Source organism: Marinobacter algicola DG893 (assembly GCF_000170835.1).
Classification (GTDB): Bacteria; Pseudomonadota; Gammaproteobacteria; order Pseudomonadales; family Oleiphilaceae; genus Marinobacter; species Marinobacter algicola.
In genome coordinates, this window is the sequence record NZ_ABCP01000009.1 from 83,783 (window position 1) to 106,228 (window position 22,446).

Sequence of the window (22,446 nt, forward strand, 5' to 3'; positions counted from 1 at the left end):
TTAACGGAAGGACGCCAAAATCATGAAAGCTGTTCGCTATGTGGCTCTAGCCATCGTTGGCCTGCTCATTCTTGCCGTTGCCGCCGTCGCTATCGCGGTTGCCGTTATCGACCCGAACACCTATAAGCCACAGATTGAGAAAGTGGTCGAGAACAAAACCAACCTTGACCTGATCCTGGCCGGGGATATTGGCTGGTCTTTCATCCCTTTGGGCCTGGAACTGAACGACGTTGAGGCCACCCTGGAAGACGAACGCCTGGTCAAGCTTGAACAACTGGTGGCGCAGGTCAGCTTCTGGTCCCTGGTAACCATGTCGCCTCGGGTAGACACTTTCCTGTTGAGCGGGCTGGACGCCAATCTGTCTGTCGATAAAAACGGCAACGGTAACTGGACGCGGATCATGCCGGAAGGGGAAGAACAGCCTCAGCAGGAAGATCCCGCCGCGCCAGCCGAAACCGCTGAAGAACAGCCGAAGGAAAGCGGCACCAGCAAGCCTTTGAACTTCAACGTAGAGAACGTGGAAATCAGCAACGCTCGCGTTCATTACGAAGATAAGGGCACGGGCCAGGCATTTACTCTGGAAGATTTCACCGTAAACGCCAGCGAGATCACCCTGGGGTCAAGCTTCCCGTTGGGGGTGTCGTTCCGCTTCGCCACCAACCAGCCACAGTTTGAAGTTCAGGGCGACATCAGTGCCCGCCTGGCCGCCAATGAAGCCCTAAACGAATTCGGCGTGTCCGACCTGGAAGCCATCTTCGACATGAACGGCGAGCCCTTTGGTGGTGAATCCGTTCGCGCCGAGATCGCCGGCTCTCTGGAGGCCAACCTGGAAAACGAAACCGCCACGCTTAATGGCTTTACAGCCAGCCTGGCCGACCTGAAGCTGAACACCGACCTGACGGTGAACGGATTTGGTGACAAGCCGCAACTCGAAGGCAGCCTCAGCATTGACGAATTTTCTCTCAAAGCACTTCTGGCGGCCCTTGGCCAACCCGCTATCGAAACAGAGGATCCTGACGTCATGAAGGCCGTCGCCTTCTCCACCAACATCGGCGGCCCCGCTGGCACTGTGGAACTCAGCGACCTGACCATCAGCCTGGACGATACTACTTTCCAGGGCAGCGCCAGCTATGCATTGGCCAACAGCGCCATTGGCCTGAATCTCCAGGGCGACGCGATCAATGCTGACCGCTATCTGCCGCCTGCCAGTGAAGAACAATCCGAGGCAACCGCCGAGGAAGCGCCCCAAGGTGGTGGCGCCCCTGCGGAAGAAGGCGACTTGCTGCCATTGGAAACCCTCCGATCACTGGCTCTGGACATCAAACTCGGCCTGGGCGAACTGATTGTCAGCAACCTCACCATCAAGGAAATCAAGTCGGTCATCACCGCACGCAATGGTGTGCTGGAGGTGCAGGATTTCAGCGGCAAACTGTACGAAGGCTCCTTCGGCGCCAAAGTGACCCTGGATGCCCGCACCGACAATCCGAAGTGGACCATCGGCTCCAAGGTCAACAACGTGCAGACCCTGCCATTACTAACCGACCTTGCCGAAGTCGACATGCTTGCCGGTGGCGCCAACCTTTCCGTGGATGTGAATACCACAGGCAATCGCATTTCCGCCCTGCGCAGTAACGCCAAGGGCGATATCAACTTCAATCTGGCCGAAGGTGAGTTCACCCGCATGAACCTCACTCGCATGGCGTGCCAGGGCATAGCACTGGCCAACCAGGAAAGCCTCTCCACTTCGGACTGGGGCACCAGTACGCCGTTCAACGACATGAAAGGCACCCTCAAGATTGACGGCAATACCCTGAATAACACGGACCTTGTGGCTGCCCTCGCCGGCATGAGACTGGAAGGCGACGGCACGGTGGACCTGGCTGCTTCCGACCTGGATTACGAAGTTGGCCTGCGGATCGTGGGCGAGATCCACCGGGACGAAGCTTGCCGAGTGACCGAATACGTTGAAAACGTGGTGATCCCGGTTGAGTGCCGCGGCGACTTCGCGGAAGACCCGGCCGGCCTCTGCTCCTTCGACGGTTCACGCTTCCGCGACACCCTGAAGACCATTGCCGCCAACGCTGCCAAAGCCAAGGCGCGCGAAAAAGTGGACGAAGCCAAATCCAAAGCGGAAGACAAAGTCTCCGAAAAACTGAAAGAGAAGCTGGGTGAAGAGAGCGGCGAAAAGGTGAAAGACGCCCTCAAGGGCCTGTTCGGTCAATGAACGACGGTTTTGCCCAAAAGCTTCTCGCCTGGTACGACGAAAACGGCAGGCACGACCTGCCCTGGCATCATGACCGGAACCCATACCGCGTGTGGGTTTCGGAAATCATGCTGCAGCAAACCCAGGTGACCACTGTTATTCCCTACTTCGAAGCCTTTATGCAGCGCTTTCCAGACGTGAAAGCGCTCGCTTCTGCACCGGTGGATGACGTTCTCAGCCATTGGTCCGGCCTTGGCTACTACGCCCGCGCCCGCAACCTCCAGAAAGCGGCGCAACAGGTGGCCAACGAGCACGGAGGCGAGTTTCCCGGCAACCTGGAACAGCTCCAGGCCCTGCCCGGCATTGGCCGCTCCACCGCGGCGGCCATCCTTGCCCAGGCCTTCCAGCAACGGGCAGCCATATTGGACGGCAACGTGAAACGGGTACTGGCCCGCTACCACGCCATCCCCGGCTGGCCGGGTAAAACCGACGTGCTCAACCAACTTTGGGAGCGCGCTGAAGAACACACGCCCGATGCACGCATCCGCGACTACACCCAGGCCATCATGGATCTGGGCGCCATGGTCTGCACCCGCAGCCGTCCAGCGTGCGACAACTGCCCACTACAGAACGGGTGCGACGCCTATGCCAACAACGAAACCAGCCTCTACCCCGGCTCAAAGCCGAAGAAAGCCAAGCCCGAAAAAACCACCTGGATGGTGATACTGGAAGATCACCAAGGTCGTATCCTGCTGGAACGCAGGCCTCCCAGCGGCATCTGGGGCGGCCTCTGGAGCCTTCCGGAACTGGACCCGGCCTACGGCCCGGAAGAACTGCCAGACGCCTGCGAACAGGCCTTCGGCTTCCACTGTGGCGAACCGGAACTTACCAGCGGCTTTCGGCACACCTTCAGCCATTACCACCTTCATATCCAGCCGGCACGGCTCACCGTACAAAGCCCCGCTCACATCAATGATCGGGACAGCTACAAATGGGTCCACCGGGACCAGGCCCTTACCCTCGGCCTGCCGGCCCCCATTCGCACACTGCTGACCGCGCCGGAACAAACCCTCTTGCTTTGATCTGTTATCATCCCAGCAGATTCAGCAACACCACCTCCAAACAGGAGCAGACATGAGCCGCACCGTATTCTGTCGCAAATACCAGGAAGAACTCGAAGGGCTGGACTTCCCCCCCATGCCCGGCAAGAAAGGCGAAGACATCTACGAAAACGTCAGCAAGAAAGCCTGGGAAGAGTGGCAGGCCCAGCAAACCATGCTCATCAACGAAAAACACCTGAGCCTGATGGACCCCAACACCCGCAAGTACCTGCAGGCGCAGATGGAGCGCTTCTTCAACAACGAGCCGTTCGACAAGGCCGAGGGGTACGTGCCGCCGGACAAGTAAGCTGCCAACCTGTGGAAGCGCCTATGAAAATTTTCCCGGAACGGCCTTGACTCAGGCAACCTAAACCGGTTTAATAGCGCCCCGTTGCAGCAGCACCGCAACACGCCCGGATAGCTCAGTCGGTAGAGCAGGGGATTGAAAATCCCCGTGTCGGTGGTTCGATTCCGCCTCCGGGCACCATTAAGAATTTTGACGAAGCCCGCCATTGTGCGGGCTTTGTTGTTTCTGATTTCAACAAAGTGTCAACGGCTTTTCAGCACAGCTTAACAACCTACAAACTTGCAGACGGTGTACGTATCGTTAGGTAACTTTTGACACCTGAAGCGGAAGGGGCTTCCCGATATTAAGGCCCGCCTTCATCTAAACAGTTAACCGTCCGACGATTCCTCGCACCCACGGCGCAACAATTGCTACCGTTGGAAACGCTATTGGCCATGTGGTTGCACAGCTCTTAGCCCACTCCGCAACGAATCCTTCATGAACTCCTTGTGACGTTAGGAGCACGAAGGCGGATACGATGCAGACCATAATGGCAGAGAGCAGTGCACTGAATAAAACCGGGGCGAAGCGAGCGGGAATTCTCATATAAATTTCCTCTGTTTAGTTCATTGAGGTGAGTTCTAAATCGCGTAGGAATACTGCACTACCCAACCTGATATATATAATCCGAGTCCAAAAACTGCATGTGTTATAAGGCTCTGTAGACGGGCAGAGGCAGGGTGTGGTGTTCTGGAGGCGGCGACGCCAGCTCCCATACCTGGCTGCATTATCAAAAAGGGGGCTGCAACGGTACCTGTGCCAACTGCGAGAGCGGGACCAATCGTAGGATTGTAAATCCATGATTGCCCCCAGATAACAACCAATAAGGCGGCAAAGGCAACGCCTATTAGGTAGTGTGCTGTCCACCCTATTACGCGTTCTCCGAATATGGGAGAAGATTTCTCAATAGAGTTATGACGAAATTGTCCGTGAGCCATGTGACCAATCCAGCGCCCCACCATCCCAAAATTTGGAGGAGGGATGTCGAACATAGTTCTTCGTGCCACACCCCACAGATCAGTCACTGCAGTAGCTCCAATACCGATAAATACCACGGATAGTGGAACGTTCATAAGTCTCTCCTTGGTTTGTCTTGATTACGACCTAGTGATAGCGTACAAGTTAAAGTCGACTTGAGGTCAAGAGATCTTTATGGATATTGCCGAAGTAGCAAAACGCTCTGGAGTACCAGCTTCCAAGCTGCGTTTCTATGAAGAAAAAGGCTTAATCAGCTCCGTGGGTAGGCAAGGATTACGGCGGGTTTTTAATGCCGACATATTGGAGCGACTGGCTTTGATTGCACTGGGGCGTGCCGCGGGGTTTTCACTCGATGAAATTGCCCAAATGATTGGGCCCAAAGGAAAGCCAAATATTGACAGAGAGTTGCTGGAGAGTAAGGCAGATGAATTGGATCGAACTATTCAAAAGCAGATAACTATGCGCGACGGTCTTCGGCATGCCGCCGTTTGCTCTGCACCGAGTCACATGGAATGTCCAACGTTTCGTCGTTTGCTAGGCTTGGCAGCAATTGGAGAGCTTGGTAGCAATAGCACTGAGAAGCTGTCACAAAAGCGGCGCTCTAACAACGCATTGCAGCGGAAGAACCGCTGAATGCTGCTTTAGCCTCGCAATCTAAATGATCACCTGACCCTACTTTTGCGCCACCGGCCTATACGCCCGATACCCTTGCCCATTAGCCCCCTTCTTCACCGTAAAATACTCAGACCTATCTACCAACAGATCAGAGAATTTCTTTGCCCCATAGGTTCTCGGATCAAAATCCGGGCGTGTGCGTTTGAGAAATGAACCTGCGGCGGAGAAGGTTGCCCAGCCCTGATCGTCCTGGGTTTGTTCCCAGGCCCGTTTTAACAGTGCCACTTCCTCGGGGAGCTTTTCCTGTTTCTTCCTCGGGGTTTCGGATTTGGCGGGCTCATCGGGCGCAACTTCTTCCGGGTATTCCAGGTTCTCGGTAAACAGGAAATCGTCACAGGCGCTTCTGAATGAGACCGGTGTCTTTTTCTCACCGAATCCGAATACGTATATCTCGGATTCCCTGAGCCGGGAAGCCAGTTTGGTGAAGTCGCTGTCACTGGAGACCAGAGCGAACGCATCAAACTTGGAGGAGTAAAGCAGGTCCATCGCATCAATAATCATCGATGCATCAGTGGCGTTCTTGCCTTTGGTATAGGCGAATTGCTGGATGGGTTGGATCGCCAATTCGTTCAGAACGGTTTTCCAGTTTTTGAGGCTGTCTATAGACCAGTCACCATACGCCCGCTTTACAACCACGTGGCCATGGGAAGACAGCTCTTCAATAATAAGCGGCAACTTTGACAGCTGGGCGTTATCGGCGTCTATCAGAACGGCGATTTTCTTGTGCTGCTCAAGGTCCTTCAATGCGGTTCTTCCTTTGTTGTTGGCACACACAAGAAGAGTATCAGTTAGCAGGTTCTAAAGGCATTTATCTCCTAATCCAACAGACCTTTGAGCCGAATATGCCCCTCTAATCGGCTCATGCAAACCAAAGACTTCCGCAAACCAACCCTTCAGGCCGACTTGCGGAAATCCTCGATTCGTACTGCCTTATCCCGCTTGCGCTTGTACTTGCTCTTATCTTCCACCACTCGCATCTGGTACTTCGGGGTTTTCAGGTCACGCTGAACCGCGCTGTGTTGTGTGGGCTTTGCCCGCTTCTTAGCCATATCGGATGACTCCCTGGTTGGCTGGTTTTCAGTTGGAGGATAATATCATCCTCCCAAGCATTGTTTCCGCCATATCCGCACAACTGCTGAGATGACTACTTCCAACCTCGCTATAACGACAAAACCCGCTTTTTGCGGGCTTTGTCGTCCTATGCGACTAACTCCAGTCAGCTTTTATACCACTCTATCCTCTTTTCTCGCTCTGGGCCGGAATACCCACCCGAGCAAGCCAAGCCCCAGCAGTGCCAGTGATCCCGGTTCGGGCACTGACGCGGGCGGCTCATAGATATCCGTGTCTTCACCCAGATTATCGGACAGCGCGGCCCAATCGAAGCCGTAGAAGTCCGAAGAGTTATTGCGATCGATGACAACTTCGAGTTGACCCAGCAGGTTAATGCTGTCAATTACGTCCTGCGCCAAATCAAAGAAGCGAACGACGGTGTTGGGAAAACCATCGTTGAAGGCCCAGTTCTGGACAATGCCATTGTAGGTGACGGAAACAGCGCCAAAGGTGGTCGCCTGAAAATCCGCCATATCAAACCACATACTTCCTTCAGTCCAGCCACTGCCTAATCCGTCAAACAGGAATGTGGCGACATCCCCCGGCTGGGGGCCGTAACCACTGTGCGTAGTGCTATAAGTATCGGTGTATTGCAAACCATTGGTTCCAGCAACCTCGTCGGCACTTCGTCCATCGTAGTTTGCTGATGATCCATTGAACGGATGGGCTCCGTTGTCCGGTATACCGGCACCGTAGCCATCGTTATCTCCAATCATCCAAACTGTGGCCCAGGCAGGACTGACTATTAAAGTCAGTGTTGCGGTGGCAAGCAGTCGTTTCATGACCAAACCCTCCAGATAAATGTATTCCATTTAACGGCCACTGCATAACGACACGTCACAGGTACAAAAAGCAAGGTTCAGGCCAGTCACTCTTCATTCAAGCATTTCCCTTACTAACTCATAGCGTTAACACCTGGCACAAACTCCGCGCATTTTATGTGCAAACCTGAAGTGTATAAAAGTCTGACGCTGCTCATACCTGGTGTCTCCAGGTTGTCGGTTCGCTTGCCATCCGCATAACTGCTGAGATAACAGCGCTCTTATTTGCGTCTAACATTCTCTGGAACCAGAATGACTTACATCATCAACACCACTGCCAACAGCGCCATTTTTCAGGGAACCATCCATGCTTCTTTCGTTTCTGGCTATCGCTATCGGCCTCTCCATTCTGGTTTGGAGTGCCAGTAAGTTTGTTGAAGGTTCTGCGGCCACGGCTGGGCACTTTGGCATGCCGCCGCTGTTGATCGGCATGGTGGTGGTTGGTTTTGGTACATCGGCACCGGAGATGGTGGTGTCTGCCCTTTCCGCCACCCAGGGTAATCCGGGACTGGCACTGGGTAACGCTTACGGCTCGAACATCACCAACATCGCCCTGATTCTGGGTATTACGGCGTTGATCAGCCCGATTGCGGTTCACTCGCAGGTGATGCGCAAGGAGCTGCCTATTCTCACTGCCGTAACGGCGCTGGCCGCCTGGCAGGTGTGGGATGGGGAGTTGACGTTTGTGGATGCCCTGGTGCTGCTGGGCGTGTTTTTCCTATTGCTGGCATGGTCCATCCGCCAGGGTATGACTCAAAAAGCCGATGCCTTGGGCGTGGAAATCGCGGAGGAAATGAGCCACCGAGCTATGCCGCTTCGCAACGCGGTTTTGTGGCTGATTGTTGGCCTGTTGCTGCTGATCGTGAGTTCACGGATTCTGGTCTGGGGCGCGGTTGAGTTGGCGCTTGGTTTTGGCGTGAGCGACCTGATCATCGGGCTGACGATTGTAGCGGTGGGGACTTCCCTTCCTGAATTGGCGTCGTCGGTTATCGCGGCCCGCAAGGGTGAACATGACATTGCCCTGGGCAACATTCTCGGCTCTAACCTGTTCAATACCCTGGCGGTTGTGGGCATTGCCGGCACCATCAGCCCGATGACGGTCGCACCAGAGATGTTTTACCGGGATATCGCGGTGATGGCGGCACTGACTCTGTCGCTGTTTATACTGGGTTATGGCTTTCGCGGGCCGGGACGGATTAACCGGTTGGAGGGCGGGCTTTTGCTCGCCTGTTTCGTAGGCTACACCGTCTACCTGATTTCAACCACGTTCTCGTCCTAACCGGAGTCTAGCCAAGCAGACACTCCCGTGAGAGCTTCTGACTGACTTCCCGACGCTGTCGCCGCAGACGGTTGCCCTGATCGTTGGAGTAACCTGCACGCAGTTGCTTCTGTATTCGGTCCAGCTTGTCCCGATACCCCTCGCAGCGGGCGTTCTTACGCTCACGCTCGCGGGCTTCCTGTTTGTCGGATAACGTTCGCCCGCCACCACTGCCCGCTTCCAGGCTACGACTCACCTGCTGGTTTATGGTGCTTACGCGCTTGCCTCGGGTGATGTTCTCCCGCATGGGAATAAGCGAGGGCGTCCTCAGCTCAACGCGTTTGTATTCGCGTATACCGGGCTTTATGTCGGTAAAGTGAGCAACACCCTGATCATCAACCCAGGTGTACATTCTTTCGGCGGTTGTAACGGCGGGAATAACGAGAAGCGCGATCAGCGCGGCCAGCCTCCTTGGCATTGGTTTCCACTCCCTGTGGTTTGTGTGTCGGCGCGAGCATTATAAACAAAACCGTCGGCAAGTGAGAGGGCCAGGGCGCTTCCTGGCCCACAAATTAAGCATCCAGCAGCTCAATCCAGTGCTGAACCGGCACCTGCGCCTTGGTTTCAAGATGCATCTGACAGCCGATGTTGGCGGTAACAATGCGGTCAGGATTGTCCACGGTCAGGGCCCTGAGCTTGTTGTTCAGCAAGCGTTGGCTGAGCTTGGGCTGGAGAATGGAGTAGGTGCCGGCGGAACCGCAGCACAGGTGTTTCTCCTTGGTTTCCGCGAGATCAATACCGACCCTGCGCAACACCTGGTCCACCACGCCGTTTTGCTGCATGGCGTGTTGCAAGGTGCAGGGGCAATGAAATGCGACCTTACCGGCACCCTGGGGCACCTTCAGTTTTTCCAGGTCCTGTTTAAGCAGGAAAGCGCCCAGGTCAATGGTCATGTCGCTGACTTTCTGCGCCTTGGCGGCGTACATCGGATCATCCTTTAACAGGTGGCCGTACTCCTGAACCATTGCCCCGCAACCGGAAGCGGTCATGATGATGGCCTCGGCCCCGGCTTCAATGGCGGGCCACCAGGCGTCGATGTTGCGGCGCATGGCGTTGAGCGCTTGTTCATGTTCCGAGAGGTGATGGTTCACCGCACCACAGCATCCGGCTTCCGGAGCCTCCACCATGGTGACGCCCAGTTTGTAGAGCACCCGGGCGGCAGCGGCGTTGGTGTTCGGCGTGGCAGAAGGCTGAACACAACCGGCAAGGGCCAGCACGATGCGGTCGTGGCTGGCGGCCGGCCAGGGGCTGGCCTTTTTCCTGGGCGGTACTTTGGTGCTCAATACGGAGGGCAGAACCGGGCGGAACAGTTGCCCCATGCGCAGCAGAATTCCGAACAGTCGACGGTTGGGAAGCACCCGCGCCAGCGACCAGCGGATCCAGCGCTCTTTGGGTGGCCGTGGCATTTCCTGTTCCATCAGGCCTCGGCTGATATCGACCAGGCGGCCGTATTTCACACCGGAAGGACAGGTGGTTTCACAGCTGCGGCAGGTGAGGCAGCGATCGAGGTGTTCACGGGATTTTTCGGTGACTTCTTCGCCTTCGAGGAACATTTTCATCAGGTAGATGCGGCCGCGGGGGCCGTCACGTTCGTCGTTCAGTTCCTGGTACGTTGGGCAGGTGGCGGTGCAGAAGCCGCAATGCACGCAGGCGCGCAGGATGGATTCGGCTTCCTGGCCTTCTGGGGTGTTGGCGAATTGTTGGACTAAATTGGTTTGCATTGTTTACCTGCTATTCGAACTTGTGCATGAGCGGGTGAGATAGGGGTATCTGAAATACGCTCAAGCCCTCCATGGGCGCTTGGGCTCCGCCATCCCTGGCTCCGCACAATTTCAGATACCCCTACCCCACCCGCTTTCAGATTTTTTGCTGGCCGCCTTACCGGAGTTCCGATGCAGAGCCGCTGGGACACCCCTTCCGAAACTGTACGGAGCCATGGATGGCGGAGTCCAAGCGTCACATGGATGTGCCGAAGGAGCGTGTTTCGGAAGGGGGGTCCCAGTTGCTCTGCCAACTCCGAAACCATTGTCATAGCCAGCTATAAAGCCGCCCCGGGTTAAAAATACCGTCGGGGTCGAATGACTTTTTCAGTCGTTGCTGGATTTCCTTCAACGCCCTCGGCTGATGGTGCATTACCTCATCCGTGCGATCCCCGCCGCGGAACAGGCTTACCTGGCCGCCGGCGCGTTGCGCCATGGTTTCCAGTTGGGCAATGTCGGCTTCGCCCCGATACCAGCGTTGAGAGCCGGCCCAGTCGATCAGCCAGGGGCCATCTAGGTCCGGGGTTTCGGCGGTGGAGCCGACGGAGAATCGCCAAAGTGGTTCATCACCGGCAAAGAAATCATGCTGCATGTGTTGAAGTTGCTGCCAGAACTCGTCGCCCTGCTCCATCACCTCACCGGACCACTTTTCGGCAGTGGCCTCGACGGCAGATTTGGCGCCAGCGAGGCGCAGGTACACTTTGCCGTCGACCCAGGCAGCGCCAGTGATGGGCTTGGGCTCTTTGGCGCGGCTGTTCATGTAGTGGATGACTTTGTCCATCGCCATGTCCTGCACCAGGGTGAGGGACATGGCCGGTTTGGGCATGACTTTGAGGCTGATTTCGGTGATCGCCCCCAATGTGCCCATGGCGCCGGCCTGTAGCCGCGAGGTGTCGTAGCCGGCCACGTTTTTCATCACCTGGCCGCCGAATCGCAGGTGTTCACCTTTGCCGTTGAGCAGGCGGATGCCCAGTACCTGGTCCCGCACCGAGCCGGACCAGGGCCGGGCGGGGCCTGACAGGTTGCACGCGAGCGTGCCACCGAGAGTGGAACCATCACCAAATCTGGGCGGTTCAAAGTGCAGGCATTGGCCTTCTTCAGCCAGGGTGGCTTCGATTTCAGCAAGCGTGGTACCGGCGCGCGCGGTCAATATCAGCTCCACAGGATGATATTCAACGATGCCTGTGTGCTCACCCATTTTGAGAGAGCCAGCATCGGTATCGGCGGCCCGCCCCATGAAGGCCTTGGTGCCACCGCCTTCGATATTCAGTTTCTGGCCCGTCTTACGGGCCTGGAGAACCTGCTCCTTAAGCTTTTGAGACAGATCAGCCATGCGCCGCGTCCACCGTGTCGTGCTTGTGTTGTTTGTGCTCGAGTGAGCGGTATTCCTGGCAGAAACGCAGGGCGGGGACACCCTTTCCAGGGTTGAGAATGCCAGCCGGGTCAAAGGCGGCTTTAACGTCGTGGAACTGTTGCAGTTCCTCGTCGTTGAACTGCACAGCCATCTGGCGGATTTTCTCGACGCCAACACCGTGTTCACCGGTGATACAGCCGCCCACTTCCACGCATAGATTGAGAATGCTGCTGCCAAAGGCTTCAGTGCGTTCAAACTCACCGGGCACGTTGGCATCAAACAGGATCAGCGGATGCAGGTTGCCGTCGCCGGCGTGGAATACGTTGGCTACCCGCAGGCCGAATTCTTCGGACATCTTTTCCATTTCCAGCAGCACGTGCGCAAGATGCCGGCGCGGAATGGTGCCATCCATGCAGTAGTAATCCGGCGAGATACGGCCTACTGCCGGGAAGGCCGATTTACGGCCCTTCCAGAGTAGCGCCCTCTCCTCTTCGCTCTGGGAGGTTTTGACCGATGTGGCGCCCAGTTTTCGGAACACATTCTCGGCCTGCTCGATGTGTTCGTGGACTTCTTCTTCGGTGCCGTCCACCTCGCACAGTAGCAATGCTTTCGCCTCGCGCGGGTAGCCTGCCTGGGCAAAATCATCGGCCGCGATAATCGCATGGCCATCCATCATTTCCAGGCCACCGGGGATGATGCCATGAGAGATAATTCCACCCACGGCATCGCCGGCTTTCTGCACACTGTCGAAGCCGGCCATCACCACCTGGGCAATTTCCGGCTTCGGCAACAGTTTGACTTTCACCTGGGTGACGATGCCCAGCAACCCCTCGGACCCGGTCATCAACGCCAGCAGGTCCATTCCGCAGGCATCCAGAGCATCATTGCCGATGGTCACCCGGTCGCCCTCGGCGGTGATCATTTCCACGCTGAGAATGTTGTGAACGGTCAAACCGTATTTCAGGCAATGCACGCCGCCGGAGTTTTCTGCCACGTTGCCGCCAATGGTGCAGGCAATCTGGGAGGAAGGATCCGGCCCGTAATAGAGACCATACTGGGCAACTTCCTCGCTGATCGCCAGGTTACGCACACCCGGTTGCAACAAGGCCGTTCGCGCCAGCGGATCGATGTCCAGGATGCGGTTGAACTTGGCCAGTGACAACACCACGCCTTCCTTGTGCGGCATGGCACCGGCACTCAGGCCCGTTCCGGCACCACGGGCCACCACGGGTACCTCGTACTCGTTGCAAAGTCGCATCACCCGTTGCACCTGTTCGGCGGTCTCCGGTAGCACCACGAGCATCGGCATCTCGCAGTACATCGACATACCGTCGCATTCATAGGGCTTCATGGTCTCGTCATCGGTGATGACGAAGTCCGGGTCTATGAACGTGCGGAACTGTTCTGCCAGCTCCGCTGCGCTGATTTTCGGTTTGCTGTTCATATCATTCTCTGGGAGTTATGGCTTTCAGTGAGACAGCCATCACCCGCGCTTGGTTTCAAAGTGATCAATCCCTGCCTGGGCACAGTCCATATCCTGCTGAGGGGTGCCGGAGCTGATACCGATTCCGCCAACAACCTCGCCATCGACCATCACCGGCAGGCCACCACCGACAGAACTGATACGCCCACCCACTTCGGTATGGATGCCGAAAGCCAGCTTGCCCGGAACGTTGACCGCGTTGTAGTCGTGGGTCGCCTTCTTCGCGGCCGAGGCGGTGAACGACTTGTCCTGGGCAATGGTCACACTGGTGATCTTGCCGCCGTCCATGCGTTCGAACGCGATCAAATTGCCGGACTCGTCGGTAATAGCGATACACATGGGTACGCCAATTTCGCGCGCTTTCTCCGCCGCGCCTTCGATGAGTATTCTGGCGTCCGCCAGATCAAGTCGTTTAACCGTCAACATGAGCAATTACTCCTCTTTATTAGCCATAAACCAGATTGGGCAGCCAGGTAACGACGCCCGGAATGAGCACACAGATAAACAAACCGAATGCCTGAATGGCAAGAAATACCAGGGACGACTTGAAGATCGTGCCCATGGTGATGTCCGGCGGACACACGCCCCGAATATAGAAAAGTGCGTAGCCGAATGGCGGGCTAAGGAACGACATCTGCATGTTCACCAGATAGAGCACGCCAAACCACAACACCACATCCTCACCGGGCACGGCCGGGAAACCCAGCAGGCCGGGGAACTCCAGCGCTTCGACAATCGGGATGAAAATGGGCACTGCCAGTAGCAGAATACCAACCCAGTCAAGGAACATGCCCAAAACCACCAGCAGCACCATCAACAACAACAGCACGGCATAAGGTGACAGACCAATGCCCAGAATGGTTTCGGTGATGAAGTCCTGACCACCCTGCAGGATATAGAACCCGACAAACACCGACGCACCGAACATGATCCATAGCACCATGGCGGATGCCTTGGCAGTGGTTACCGACGCATCGCGCAGTGTGGCGACAGAGAACACCTTGTGTTTCATGGCCACCAGGATTGCCCCGAAGGAGCCAATGCCTGCAGCCTCGACCGGAGTGGCGACACCGCCGAACAGTAAGCCAAGTACCAGGAAGACCAGCACCAGTGGAGCGATCAGGTCTTTCAGCAGCAGGAGTTTTTCCTTGAGGCCAATCCGCTCTTCCTCCGGCACTGGCGGCCCGAGCTCCGGATTGATCCACGCGCGGGTACCTACATAAATCACGTACAGGCCAGCCAGAATCAGCCCCGGAATCACCGACCCCAGATACAGCTCACCCACCGACTGCTGCGCTACAACCGCATAAAGGATCGCCAGGATGGACGGCGGAATCAGGATGCCCAATGTGCCCCCTGCCATGATCGAGCCCAACGCAATCTTCTGGTCGTATCCGCGTTTAAGCATCGCCGGTAGCGCAATAATGCCCATGGTCACCACGGCCGCACCAATAACCCCCACCATGGCGGCCAGAATCGTGGAAGCGAGTATGGTGGCAATGGCCAGGCCGCCCCCCAGGCCACCCATCCACTTGTAGACCACGTTGAACATCTCTTCGATCAGCCCGGCCCGTTCCAGCATAGAGGCCATGAAGATGAATAGCGGTATCGCTGCCAGGTCCGAGTTGGTCATCATCGGGAAGATCCGGCTGGGGATGATGTTCAGCATCATCGAATCACCCACCAGATAGATAAATGCCACGCCCAGGCCACCGGTCACAAAGGCCAGGGGTAACCCCATCATCAACAGCACGGCCAGGGAGCCGAACATGATGTAGGTCAGTGGTCCAATCTTCACATCCGACAGCATGCCGGACAGCTTGAACAGGAATTTTTCGTCGCTCCAGGGGTCGTAGAACAGGATATTGATCACTTCCACCACTACGACAAAAGCGAGAGCAATCGTGGCGATGATCATCAGCCAGGTGCCGAGCTTGCCGATCAGGGAACCCGTGCCCTGGTTGGTCATGGTCTCTGTACTCATGCGTGTTGCTCCCGGCCAAGTTTAATGAAGATCGTGATGTCCTTGAGCAGTTTGGACAGGCCCGCCAGGAACAGCAGCGTAGACCCAAGGAGCATGACGCCCTTCACCGGCCAGTACTGAATGCCCCATGTCTCAACGGTTCGTTCGTCCATGGAATAAGAGTTCTCAAGGAAGGTCCAGGAGGTAATCATCAACGCAATCGCGAACATGAAGAAGAACATGGAGGTGAAAATATCCATGCCCACGCGGCCCCGGAGTGGCAGGAAGTTGTAAACCACGTCAACCCGCACATGAGCGCCGTGAAGCAATGCAAACGCACCCGCCATCAGGTACTGCATGCCGAACAACAGAAAACTGGCTTCGTGTACCCAGATGGTGGGCTGATTGAACAAATAGCGCATCACCACTTCGAAGAAATAGAACACCACCGCGTTCACGGTCCAGAAGGAAATAAAGACACCGGATTTCTCGCTGATCCAGTCCACCGCCTTGGTAAACCCGTTACTCGCATCGCTGTAATCAACGCTTTTTTTCAGTTCCGCTTCAATCTGTTGAAGCTTCTGGTTGGCCTCGGCATTTTTGTCGATGGCTTCGACCCCGCGTTGGGACAACCAACGATCCAGCGCCATCATGATCAGCGGCATGACCGCCAGCCAGCCCCAGTAAAACCAGTGAGGCATTACAAAGCCGAACGCACTCAGGTCAGACATGTTTTATCACCTTTAATCACAGAGCGGGGAAGGCCAGCGAGCGTGCCATCGGCGCACTCCCTGCCTTCCCCGTGATCGGTTTGTTATGGTTATGCAGGCTTACATGCCTTTGATGTCTTCCTCGTTGAGGTAGCCAACAGTCTCGTTCATCATGTATTCAAGCTGGATATCCAGAATCGCCCTGGCATCCTCGTTCTTGCCGGCCCAGTTGAACCAGATCGGGATGGCAGCCTTCCGGAATTCCCCCAGGTCTTCCTGGCTCAGACGAGTCACCTTCGAACCATCTGCCTTGAACTTCTTCATCGCTTCAATATTGCGCTTTTGAATAGTCAGGTAGTGCTTCTGGGAGTAGATGCGAACCTCGTCCTCAACCAACTGCTGAAGCTCCGGATCCAACGCATTCCAGGCACGCAGGTTGACGGTCAGGTCCATCAGATCCACCGGCTGGTAGATGGACATAACGCCAGGAGGCCCGAACATGATGTAGTCGGTCACCTGGGAGAAACCCAGCTCGTAGTTCACGGCAGGGCCGACGTAATCAGCGGCATCAATAGTGCCCTTCTCCAGAGCGGGGAAAATATCCGAACCGGGCAGGCTCACTGTAGACACACCAAACTGCTGGAATACCTCGGCGACCATGCCGCCAGGCACACGCATTTTCATGCCTTCCATGTCCGCCAGGCTGTTAACCGGCTTTTTCGAGTGAATGATGTTGGCGTCGTGTTGAATCGGCCCCACGTAAAACAGACCGAACTTCTCGTAGATCTCGCGGGTCTTTTCCAGCATGCCCATGGAATAGAACATGATGTCCCACTGGTGAGGCTGATCAGGACCGGCTGGGTAGGACGACAGGAAAACGGAGGCCGGAATCTTTCCGGACCAATATAGGGTGAAGGGATTCATGCCCTGCAGAACGCCATTGCGCACCGCCTCGAAAAGGGCGTTGTTATCCGCGGCAACCGACTTGGCCGGGTAGGGCTTGATGATCAGCTCGCCGCCGGATTTCTCCTCCATGCTATTAGCCCATTCCTCGAACAGGTCATAGCCTACGGTGCCGGCATCCCATACTGACTGAATTTTCCAGGTGGTGGCCGCCTGGGCCTGGCCGGCACCCGCAAGCGCGACACCGCAGAAGGCAGCGGCAAGGGCGACTGACTTCAGGAAACCTCGCCGTGGGGCAACGTTTCCAGCCTGCGTATCCGGAGCGCTTAACTGCTCGCTGTTCTTGTTGGTATTCATCGACACATCTCCGTTGACATTGTTTTTATCGGGGTCAGGTCAACACCAGCAACCGCTGGTATTAAATCGATATTCGTAGTCCTGCCGGTTTTAGTCCAGAAGATTGCCAACTGGTCAGACCAGTTTTGTAAATGTCCGATAGACGAAAACGCTGTAATGAGCCATATTTACTGGTCCCGAAAGGGATTCTTTAATTCAAGGCACGATAAAAACAACTGGTCCGACCAGTGGCTCCTGGCAGGAAACATCATGGCAATCGCACAGGAAATTTCCTATCGACTCGAACGGCTCATTCTCGACGGCGGACTGGCGCCGGAACAGAAAATGCCGTCGGAACGGCAACTGGCTACCCGGCTGGGCGTGTCACGCGCCATCATCCGCGAAGCCCTGCACGAGTTGCAGGGGCGGGGCGTGATCGAGACCCGGCATGGCAAGGGATCGTTTGTGGCCCGAATCGTGCCCGGCAGCGAGGAGGACGGTGAGGACAGCCCGTTGTTGCAGATGTTTACCGGCCACCCGCGAACCCTGTATGACCTGCTCGAAGTACGGGAACAGCTGGAAGGCCAGGCCGCCTACCTGGCGGCACAACGAGCCACCGCACTGGATCTCCATCGCATCACCAAAGCCTATTCCGCACTCGAACAGACCGACCCACTCAGCAACGCCCGGCCAGACCACAGTTTCCATCAGGCCATCGTGGAAGCGTCCCACAACCCGGTACTGGTGCATGTTCTGAATGGGTTAAAAAACCTCATGTTGTTGACGGTGGAAGCCTCCGTGGCCAACCTGAACCCGCGTGAGGAAATGCGCAACAAGATCTCCCGACAGCACAAGCGAATCTATCAGGCGGTGATGGCGGGAAAGCCCGAGGCAGCAAAGCGTATCGCCATGACCCATGTGCGCTTTGTCAGTGATGCCATGCGTACGATCGAGCAACAGGGAACGGCCATTATCCGCGTCTCCCTGCACGCATCGGCAACATCGGAAAAACCACCGCAACGGGTATAAACGGCAAAAAGCTTGCATCAAACGTTCAATAATCCACAATTAATACGCGGCATGCATGGTGAAAAACGGCAAAACCCCGCTTTAGGGGGATTGATTTCCGCATCCACAGCCCGTAAAACTTGCGCCTTTGTTATATAGCCTCGGGAGCCACCTATGGCGGATTCAGCGCCTCTGATCTGCAAGGACATCCATAAAACCTTTGATCAACTGGAAGTCCTCAAGGGCATTTCACTGGAAACAAAGAAGGGGGATGTCGTTTCCCTGATCGGCAGCTCCGGCTCCGGTAAAAGCACATTTCTGCGCTGCATCAACATGCTCGAAACGCCCACCTCCGGCGACATTATCGTGCACGGCGACCCGATTCGGTTCACCACCAACCGTAAAGGCGAGCGCATTCCGGCGGACAACAAGCAGGTAGAACTGATTCGCGCCCGGCTTTCCATGGTCTTTCAAAGCTTCAATCTCTGGTCTCACATGACCGTTCTGGAAAACATCATTGAAGCTCCCATTCACGTGCTCAAGGTGCCCAGGAAAGAAGCCATTGAAAGGGCCGAAGCCTACCTTGAGAAAGTCGGCATCTACGAGCGCAAGGACTACTACCCGGCCCAGATGTCGGGCGGGCAGCAGCAGCGGGCAGCCATTGCCCGTGCCCTGGCCATGGAGCCGGAAGTGATGCTGTTCGACGAACCCACCTCCGCTCTTGATCCCGAGCTCGTCGGTGAAGTGTTGAAGGTTATGCAGAACCTCGCGGAAGAAGGCAGAACCATGATCGTGGTGACCCACGAGATGTCGTTTGCGCGGGATGTGTCATCCCAGGTCCTGTTTTTGCATCAGGGCGTGATCGAGGAGCAAGGCACACCGGACAAGGTCTTCGACAATCCGGACTCAGAACGAATGAAGCAGTTTCTGGCTCCCAAGTTCTGACGTGCAGTGCTATCTTGAAACCATGTTTCCTTATCGGGGCATATATCCGCCCCGGAAGAAAACGCCAAAACCAGCAAAATAAGGCAAATCATTGCCGATAATAATGCCCACAAGGCTGACTACTGGAGAAGTGACTCATGAGAAAACTGATTGTTGCAGCAAGCGTCGCCCTGACCATGATGGCCGGCGTTGCCCACGCCCAGGAACGAAACCTTCGCATCGCCTTCGACGTGCCCTACGAGCCGTTCGAATACAAGGATGAAAACGGCGAGCTGACCGGTTTCGAAGTTGAACTGGCCGAAGCCATGTGTGAAGAGATGAACGCCAACTGCGAATTCGTCATCCAGGCATGGGACGGCATGATTCCGGGCCTGCTGGCGCGCAAGTTCGACCTGATCATGTCCTCCATGTCCATTACGCCCGAGCGTGCTGAGCGTGTACTGTTCTCCGAGCCGTACTACAACACTCCGGGTGGCTGGTTCGGCCCCGAGAGCTTCAACACCGACGTCACTGACATGGCAGCCATGGAAGGAATGACCGTTGGCGTACAGCGTGGCACCACCATGGACACCTTTGTGACCGAAGAAATGGGGGGTGTTGTGACCATCAAGCGCTACACCACCGCTGACGATATGGTCCTTGATCTGGAAGGCCAGCGCCTGGACGTGGTCTTTGTAGACTACCCGGTTGGCGAGCAGACCGTGCTAAGCAAGGACGGCTTCAAGGAAGTGGGCGAACCGGTCAAGCTCGGCCAGGGCGTGGGCGTTGCCATGCGCAAGCGTGACGAGGAGCTGGCGCAGGAAGTGAACGAGGCGCTTGCCACCCTGAAGGAAGATGGTACCTACAACACCATCATGGATAAGTACTTCGCTTACGACATCAAGATGTAAAACTGGCCCGGGGGCAGCGTTTGTTGCTGCCCCCGCTTACCGGATGTACCCATGATTGACTTGAAAGGCTACGGCCCGGCCCTGCTGGATGGGGCTGTGGTCACTATCGAACTGGCCTTCTTTTCCCTTGCTCTCGCGCTGGTTCTGGGGCTGATTGGCGCCTCCGCCAAGCTGTCCAAAAGCCGGGTAGCTATTGGGATTGCGACCACCTATACCACCCTGATCCGTGGCGTACCGGATCTGGTCATGATGCTGCTATTTTATTACGGCGGCCAGGTCGCGGTTAATAACCTGTCGGATTACCTCTACGACGCCTACGACATAGACTTCTTCTTTCAGTTTGACCCCTTTATCTCGGGCGTCATCACCATTGGTCTGATCTTCGGCGCCTATATGGCGGAGACTTTCCGTGGTGCCTTTCTTGCCGTGGAAAGCGGCCAGATTGAAGCCGCCCGCGCCTATGGCTTCAGCCGCTGGCGCACCTTTCACCGGATCATTTTGCCGCAGATGCTGCGCCATGCCCTGCCCGGCATTGGCAATAACTGGCAAGTACTGCTCAAGACCACCGCACTGGTTTCCATCATCGGCTTGACCGATATGGTGCGCGTCGCTGAAGAAGCCGCCAAGGCCGAACGCATGCCGTTCCATTTCTTTATTCCGGTGGCGTTTGTCTACCTCAGCCTGACAGCCGGTTCCGAGCTGTTTATCAAGTGGCTCAACAAGCGCGCCAATATTGGCGTGGTACAGGGGAGCTGAACCATGCCTGAATTTCTTGCTGAACTACTGAATCAGAACGATATCTTCACTGGCCCCACGATCATGGAATACTGGGGCGGGCTGGTCACCACCGTTCAACTGGTGTTTCTGTCACTGATCCTGGGCCTGCTGGTTGCCGTTCCCCTGGCGATCATGCGCACGTCCAAGAACCCACTGATCAACGGCCCTGTCTGGTTCTATACCTATATTTTCCGGGGCACACCCTTGTTGATCCAGCTGTACATCATTTACTACGGCCTGGCCCAGATAGAGGGCATCCAGCAAACCTTCTGGTGGGACATCTTCCGCGAGGCCTTCTACCCGGCCCTGCTAGCCTTCACCCTGAACACCGCGGCCTACACCACGGAGATCATCCGGGGGGCCATTGTGGCCACACCCAGTGGGGAGATTGAGGCGGCAAAGGCCTATGGCATGAGCTGGGCACTGCGGATGCGCCGGATTATCCTGCCGAGCGCGGCGAGGCGGGGCGTGCAGGCGTATTCCAATGAAGTTATATTCATGCTTCACGCCAGTGCCATTGCCAGCGTGGTGACCCTGGTGGACCTGACCGGCGCGGCGCGGAACATTTATTCCCGATTCTATGCTCCCTTTGATGCGTTTATCTTTGTGGCGCTGCTCTACATGGCTTTGACATTCATGTTGGTGTTTGCCTTCCGCAAGCTGGAAAACTATCTGCTGCAGCATCAACGGCCCGTGAATAGCTGATAAATCCCATGGTGCAAGGAAGTCCGGAGTGCAGGTGAAATGATTTTCGGCCCTGGCCTTGATTGGCTTTCTCATACGCTCGCACGAACTGAGCACGCAACGTCCGAAAAGATAGTTGTTCTGGACGACGGCACCGGGTTGCAGCTGCAGGACTCAGGGCTACTCTACCTGGAACCCCCTGCTGGTCGTACCAACCCCAATAACGAATCGCTGATTGTTTCCGCGGGCATCCATGGCAATGAAACCGCACCCATCGAGGTGCTGAATCATCTGCTCAATGAGCTGATCGACGGCCAATGGCAACTGGCCTGCCCGGCACTGTTGATTCTCGGCAATCCAAAGGCGATGGATGCTGGCCGGCGCTTTATTGACGTGAACCTCAACCGCCTGTTCGGTGGCGCCCATCGTAAACCGGAATACCAGAATTTTCCCGAAGCGGAACGAGCCCGGCTGCTGGAGGACGCCTGCAGGGCTTTCGCCACCAAGCACTCAGCCAATGTGTGCCACTACGATCTGCACACCGCCATTCGCCCGTCATTGCGGGAGAAGTTCGCACTCTATCCGTTTGTGGAGGGACGGGACGTTCCGGATGGACAGGTTGATTTCCTGCTGGAAGCAGAGGTGGAAACCCTGCTATTGCAGCACCGCGAAGGCACCACCTTTGCCTCGTTTTCCTCGTCCGAACTGGGCGCCGAGAGCTTCACTGTGGAACTTGGCAAGGTTCGGCCTTTCGGGCAGAACGACCTCAGCCGCTTCACGGGCATTGCCAATGCCCTGCGGCGACGACTGAAAGGCGAGGAGCCGCCAAAAAGGGACAAGGGAGCAGCACTGATAACGGTGTTTGAAGTCGTGCACGAAATCCTGAACACCGGCGACGGCTTCCAATTCCACGTGCCAGACGACGTCGCCAACTTCACCATGTACGACCCGGGCACAGTCATCTGGGAAGACAGCAACACCCGCTACACCGTAGGCGACACACCCGAAGGCATTGTGTTCCCGAACCGCGACGTACCCGTTGGCCAGCGGGTAGGCCTGATGATCAGGCCCACCCGCTAGCG

Annotated in this window: 24 protein-coding genes and 1 tRNA gene; 12 read left to right on the forward strand and 13 right to left on the reverse strand. The window is 56.3% G+C overall.

Annotation, left to right across the window (positions count from 1 at the left end; translation table 11 throughout):
* The first annotated feature begins 22 nt into the window (after nt 1–22).
* From MDG893_RS08770 to MDG893_RS08785, 4 genes are all read left to right on the forward strand, one after another.
* The gene (locus tag MDG893_RS08770; protein ID WP_007153403.1) at nt 23–2,224 is read left to right on the forward strand and encodes an AsmA family protein; all 2,202 of its coding nucleotides are present in this window, start codon (nt 23–25) and stop codon (nt 2,222–2,224) included.
* The gene (gene mutY, locus MDG893_RS08775) at nt 2,221–3,285 is read left to right on the forward strand and encodes an A/G-specific adenine glycosylase (RefSeq protein WP_007153404.1); all 1,065 of its coding nucleotides are present in this window, start codon (nt 2,221–2,223) and stop codon (nt 3,283–3,285) included. Before MDG893_RS08770 ends, mutY begins: the two co-directional genes overlap by 4 nt.
* Before the next feature lie 52 nt (nt 3,286–3,337).
* Nucleotides 3,338–3,610, forward strand: coding sequence for an oxidative damage protection protein (locus MDG893_RS08780; RefSeq protein ID WP_007153405.1), 273 nt, complete (start codon nt 3,338–3,340; stop codon nt 3,608–3,610).
* Between the two features lie 104 nt (nt 3,611–3,714).
* A tRNA-Phe gene (locus MDG893_RS08785) sits at nt 3,715–3,790 on the forward strand.
* A 180-nt stretch (nt 3,791–3,970) separates the two neighbouring features.
* Here MDG893_RS08785 and MDG893_RS21400 read toward each other — a convergent pair.
* The gene (locus tag MDG893_RS21400; RefSeq protein ID WP_083797683.1) at nt 3,971–4,195 is read right to left on the reverse strand and encodes a DUF2798 domain-containing protein; all 225 of its coding nucleotides are present in this window, start codon (nt 4,193–4,195) and stop codon (nt 3,971–3,973) included.
* Between the two features lie 35 nt (nt 4,196–4,230).
* Entirely contained in the window at nt 4,231–4,722 is a 492-nt protein-coding gene (locus MDG893_RS20680; protein ID WP_007153407.1) for a DUF2938 domain-containing protein, read from the reverse strand.
* A gap of 79 nt (nt 4,723–4,801) precedes the next feature.
* Between MDG893_RS20680 and MDG893_RS08790 the strand changes: the two genes are divergently transcribed.
* Complete coding sequence (locus MDG893_RS08790; RefSeq protein ID WP_007153408.1) at nt 4,802–5,260, forward strand: helix-turn-helix domain-containing protein; 459 nt, start codon at nt 4,802–4,804, stop codon at nt 5,258–5,260.
* 39 nt (nt 5,261–5,299) lie between these two features.
* Here MDG893_RS08790 and MDG893_RS08795 read toward each other — a convergent pair whose 3' ends face one another.
* The 3 genes from MDG893_RS08795 to MDG893_RS08800 all read right to left on the reverse strand — a co-directional run bounded on the left by MDG893_RS08795 (nt 5,300) and on the right by MDG893_RS08800 (nt 7,194).
* Nucleotides 5,300–6,046, reverse strand: coding sequence for an NYN domain-containing protein (locus MDG893_RS08795; RefSeq protein WP_007153409.1), 747 nt, complete (start codon nt 6,044–6,046; stop codon nt 5,300–5,302).
* A 149-nt stretch (nt 6,047–6,195) separates the two neighbouring features.
* Nucleotides 6,196–6,351 carry a hypothetical protein gene (locus tag MDG893_RS21060; protein WP_007153410.1) on the reverse strand — a complete coding sequence of 52 codons (156 nt, stop codon included), beginning with the start codon at nt 6,349–6,351 and terminating at the stop codon, nt 6,196–6,198.
* A 174-nt stretch (nt 6,352–6,525) separates the two neighbouring features.
* Nucleotides 6,526–7,194 carry a PEP-CTERM sorting domain-containing protein gene (locus MDG893_RS08800; protein ID WP_244264405.1) on the reverse strand — a complete coding sequence of 223 codons (669 nt, stop codon included), beginning with the start codon at nt 7,192–7,194 and terminating at the stop codon, nt 6,526–6,528.
* Nucleotides 7,195–7,540: 346 nt separating this feature from the next.
* Between MDG893_RS08800 and MDG893_RS08805 the strand changes: the two genes are divergently transcribed.
* On the forward strand, nt 7,541–8,512 hold the full coding sequence (locus tag MDG893_RS08805; RefSeq protein ID WP_007153412.1) for a calcium/sodium antiporter: 972 nt from the start codon (nt 7,541–7,543) through the stop codon (nt 8,510–8,512).
* Nucleotides 8,513–8,519: 7 nt separating this feature from the next.
* On the opposite strand, the gene MDG893_RS08810 is transcribed toward MDG893_RS08805, so the two are convergent.
* From MDG893_RS08810 to dctP, 8 genes are all read right to left on the reverse strand, one after another.
* Nucleotides 8,520–8,969: a DUF4124 domain-containing protein gene (locus MDG893_RS08810; protein WP_007153413.1), complete on the reverse strand. Its 450-nt coding sequence runs from the start codon at nt 8,967–8,969 to the stop codon at nt 8,520–8,522.
* Nucleotides 8,970–9,063: 94 nt separating this feature from the next.
* On the reverse strand, nt 9,064–10,272 hold the full coding sequence (gene glcF / locus MDG893_RS08815; protein ID WP_007153414.1) for a glycolate oxidase subunit GlcF: 1,209 nt from the start codon (nt 10,270–10,272) through the stop codon (nt 9,064–9,066).
* Between the two features lie 307 nt (nt 10,273–10,579).
* The gene (glcE, locus tag MDG893_RS08820; protein WP_007153415.1) at nt 10,580–11,644 is read right to left on the reverse strand and encodes a glycolate oxidase subunit GlcE; all 1,065 of its coding nucleotides are present in this window, start codon (nt 11,642–11,644) and stop codon (nt 10,580–10,582) included.
* Nucleotides 11,637–13,109, reverse strand: a complete 1,473-nt coding sequence (locus tag MDG893_RS08825) for an FAD-linked oxidase C-terminal domain-containing protein (RefSeq protein WP_007153416.1) — start codon at nt 13,107–13,109, stop codon at nt 11,637–11,639. Before MDG893_RS08825 ends, glcE begins: the two co-directional genes overlap by 8 nt.
* 39 nt (nt 13,110–13,148) lie before the next feature.
* Nucleotides 13,149–13,574 carry a GlcG/HbpS family heme-binding protein gene (locus tag MDG893_RS08830; RefSeq protein ID WP_007153417.1) on the reverse strand — a complete coding sequence of 142 codons (426 nt, stop codon included), beginning with the start codon at nt 13,572–13,574 and terminating at the stop codon, nt 13,149–13,151.
* A gap of 19 nt (nt 13,575–13,593) precedes the next feature.
* On the reverse strand, nt 13,594–15,132 hold the full coding sequence (locus MDG893_RS08835; protein WP_007153418.1) for a TRAP transporter large permease: 1,539 nt from the start codon (nt 15,130–15,132) through the stop codon (nt 13,594–13,596).
* Nucleotides 15,129–15,842, reverse strand: a complete 714-nt coding sequence (locus MDG893_RS08840) for a TRAP transporter small permease subunit (protein ID WP_007153419.1) — start codon at nt 15,840–15,842, stop codon at nt 15,129–15,131. Before MDG893_RS08840 ends, MDG893_RS08835 begins: the two co-directional genes overlap by 4 nt.
* Before the next feature lie 99 nt (nt 15,843–15,941).
* Nucleotides 15,942–17,081 (reverse strand): TRAP transporter substrate-binding protein DctP, encoded by a 1,140-nt coding sequence (gene dctP / locus MDG893_RS08845; RefSeq protein ID WP_007153420.1) that lies wholly within the window; start codon nt 17,079–17,081, stop codon nt 15,942–15,944.
* 249 nt (nt 17,082–17,330) lie between these two features.
* Between dctP and MDG893_RS08850 the strand changes: the two genes are divergently transcribed.
* The 6 genes from MDG893_RS08850 (at nt 17,331) to astE (ending at nt 22,444) form a co-directional block, all read left to right on the forward strand.
* The gene (locus MDG893_RS08850; protein WP_040474445.1) at nt 17,331–18,089 is read left to right on the forward strand and encodes an FCD domain-containing protein; all 759 of its coding nucleotides are present in this window, start codon (nt 17,331–17,333) and stop codon (nt 18,087–18,089) included.
* Between the two features lie 153 nt (nt 18,090–18,242).
* Nucleotides 18,243–19,013, forward strand: coding sequence for an ABC transporter ATP-binding protein (locus tag MDG893_RS08855; protein ID WP_007153422.1), 771 nt, complete (start codon nt 18,243–18,245; stop codon nt 19,011–19,013).
* 137 nt (nt 19,014–19,150) lie between these two features.
* Nucleotides 19,151–19,903, forward strand: coding sequence for a transporter substrate-binding domain-containing protein (locus tag MDG893_RS08860; protein WP_007153423.1), 753 nt, complete (start codon nt 19,151–19,153; stop codon nt 19,901–19,903).
* Nucleotides 19,904–19,954: 51 nt separating this feature from the next.
* Nucleotides 19,955–20,659 (forward strand): ABC transporter permease, encoded by a 705-nt coding sequence (locus MDG893_RS08865; RefSeq protein WP_007153424.1) that lies wholly within the window; start codon nt 19,955–19,957, stop codon nt 20,657–20,659.
* A gap of 3 nt (nt 20,660–20,662) precedes the next feature.
* On the forward strand, nt 20,663–21,385 hold the full coding sequence (locus tag MDG893_RS08870) for an ABC transporter permease (protein WP_007153425.1): 723 nt from the start codon (nt 20,663–20,665) through the stop codon (nt 21,383–21,385).
* A gap of 39 nt (nt 21,386–21,424) precedes the next feature.
* Complete coding sequence (gene astE / locus MDG893_RS08875) at nt 21,425–22,444, forward strand: succinylglutamate desuccinylase (protein ID WP_007153426.1); 1,020 nt, start codon at nt 21,425–21,427, stop codon at nt 22,442–22,444.
* The last annotated feature ends 2 nt before the right edge of the window (nt 22,445–22,446 follow it).

What these genes read in the sequence shown, in the direction of transcription:
- MDG893_RS08835 (WP_007153418.1), bottom strand. Translation starts at nt 15,132, where the DNA reads ATGAGTACAGAGACCATGACCAACCAGGGCACGGGTTCCCTGATCGGC.
- MDG893_RS08825 (WP_007153416.1), bottom strand. Translation starts at nt 13,109, where the DNA reads ATGAACAGCAAACCGAAAATCAGCGCAGCGGAGCTGGCAGAACAGTTC.
- MDG893_RS08840 (WP_007153419.1), bottom strand. Translation starts at nt 15,842, where the DNA reads ATGTCTGACCTGAGTGCGTTCGGCTTTGTAATGCCTCACTGGTTTTAC.
- glcE (WP_007153415.1), bottom strand. Translation starts at nt 11,644, where the DNA reads ATGGCTGATCTGTCTCAAAAGCTTAAGGAGCAGGTTCTCCAGGCCCGT.
- MDG893_RS21060 (WP_007153410.1), bottom strand. Translation starts at nt 6,351, where the DNA reads ATGGCTAAGAAGCGGGCAAAGCCCACACAACACAGCGCGGTTCAGCGT.
- MDG893_RS08810 (WP_007153413.1), bottom strand. Translation starts at nt 8,969, where the DNA reads ATGCCAAGGAGGCTGGCCGCGCTGATCGCGCTTCTCGTTATTCCCGCC.
- MDG893_RS08805 (WP_007153412.1), top strand. Translation starts at nt 7,541, where the DNA reads ATGCTTCTTTCGTTTCTGGCTATCGCTATCGGCCTCTCCATTCTGGTT.
- MDG893_RS08860 (WP_007153423.1), top strand. Translation starts at nt 19,151, where the DNA reads ATGAGAAAACTGATTGTTGCAGCAAGCGTCGCCCTGACCATGATGGCC.
- astE (WP_007153426.1), top strand. Translation starts at nt 21,425, where the DNA reads ATGATTTTCGGCCCTGGCCTTGATTGGCTTTCTCATACGCTCGCACGA.
- MDG893_RS08870 (WP_007153425.1), top strand. Translation starts at nt 20,663, where the DNA reads ATGCCTGAATTTCTTGCTGAACTACTGAATCAGAACGATATCTTCACT.
- MDG893_RS20680 (WP_007153407.1), bottom strand. Translation starts at nt 4,722, where the DNA reads ATGAACGTTCCACTATCCGTGGTATTTATCGGTATTGGAGCTACTGCA.
- glcF (WP_007153414.1), bottom strand. Translation starts at nt 10,272, where the DNA reads ATGCAAACCAATTTAGTCCAACAATTCGCCAACACCCCAGAAGGCCAG.
- MDG893_RS08830 (WP_007153417.1), bottom strand. Translation starts at nt 13,574, where the DNA reads ATGTTGACGGTTAAACGACTTGATCTGGCGGACGCCAGAATACTCATC.
- MDG893_RS08800 (WP_244264405.1), bottom strand. Translation starts at nt 7,194, where the DNA reads ATGAAACGACTGCTTGCCACCGCAACACTGACTTTAATAGTCAGTCCT.
- MDG893_RS08780 (WP_007153405.1), top strand. Translation starts at nt 3,338, where the DNA reads ATGAGCCGCACCGTATTCTGTCGCAAATACCAGGAAGAACTCGAAGGG.
- mutY (WP_007153404.1), top strand. Translation starts at nt 2,221, where the DNA reads ATGAACGACGGTTTTGCCCAAAAGCTTCTCGCCTGGTACGACGAAAAC.
- MDG893_RS08855 (WP_007153422.1), top strand. Translation starts at nt 18,243, where the DNA reads ATGGCGGATTCAGCGCCTCTGATCTGCAAGGACATCCATAAAACCTTT.
- MDG893_RS08790 (WP_007153408.1), top strand. Translation starts at nt 4,802, where the DNA reads ATGGATATTGCCGAAGTAGCAAAACGCTCTGGAGTACCAGCTTCCAAG.
- MDG893_RS08770 (WP_007153403.1), top strand. Translation starts at nt 23, where the DNA reads ATGAAAGCTGTTCGCTATGTGGCTCTAGCCATCGTTGGCCTGCTCATT.
- MDG893_RS08865 (WP_007153424.1), top strand. Translation starts at nt 19,955, where the DNA reads ATGATTGACTTGAAAGGCTACGGCCCGGCCCTGCTGGATGGGGCTGTG.
- MDG893_RS21400 (WP_083797683.1), bottom strand. Translation starts at nt 4,195, where the DNA reads ATGAGAATTCCCGCTCGCTTCGCCCCGGTTTTATTCAGTGCACTGCTC.
- MDG893_RS08850 (WP_040474445.1), top strand. Translation starts at nt 17,331, where the DNA reads ATGGCAATCGCACAGGAAATTTCCTATCGACTCGAACGGCTCATTCTC.
- dctP (WP_007153420.1), bottom strand. Translation starts at nt 17,081, where the DNA reads ATGAATACCAACAAGAACAGCGAGCAGTTAAGCGCTCCGGATACGCAG.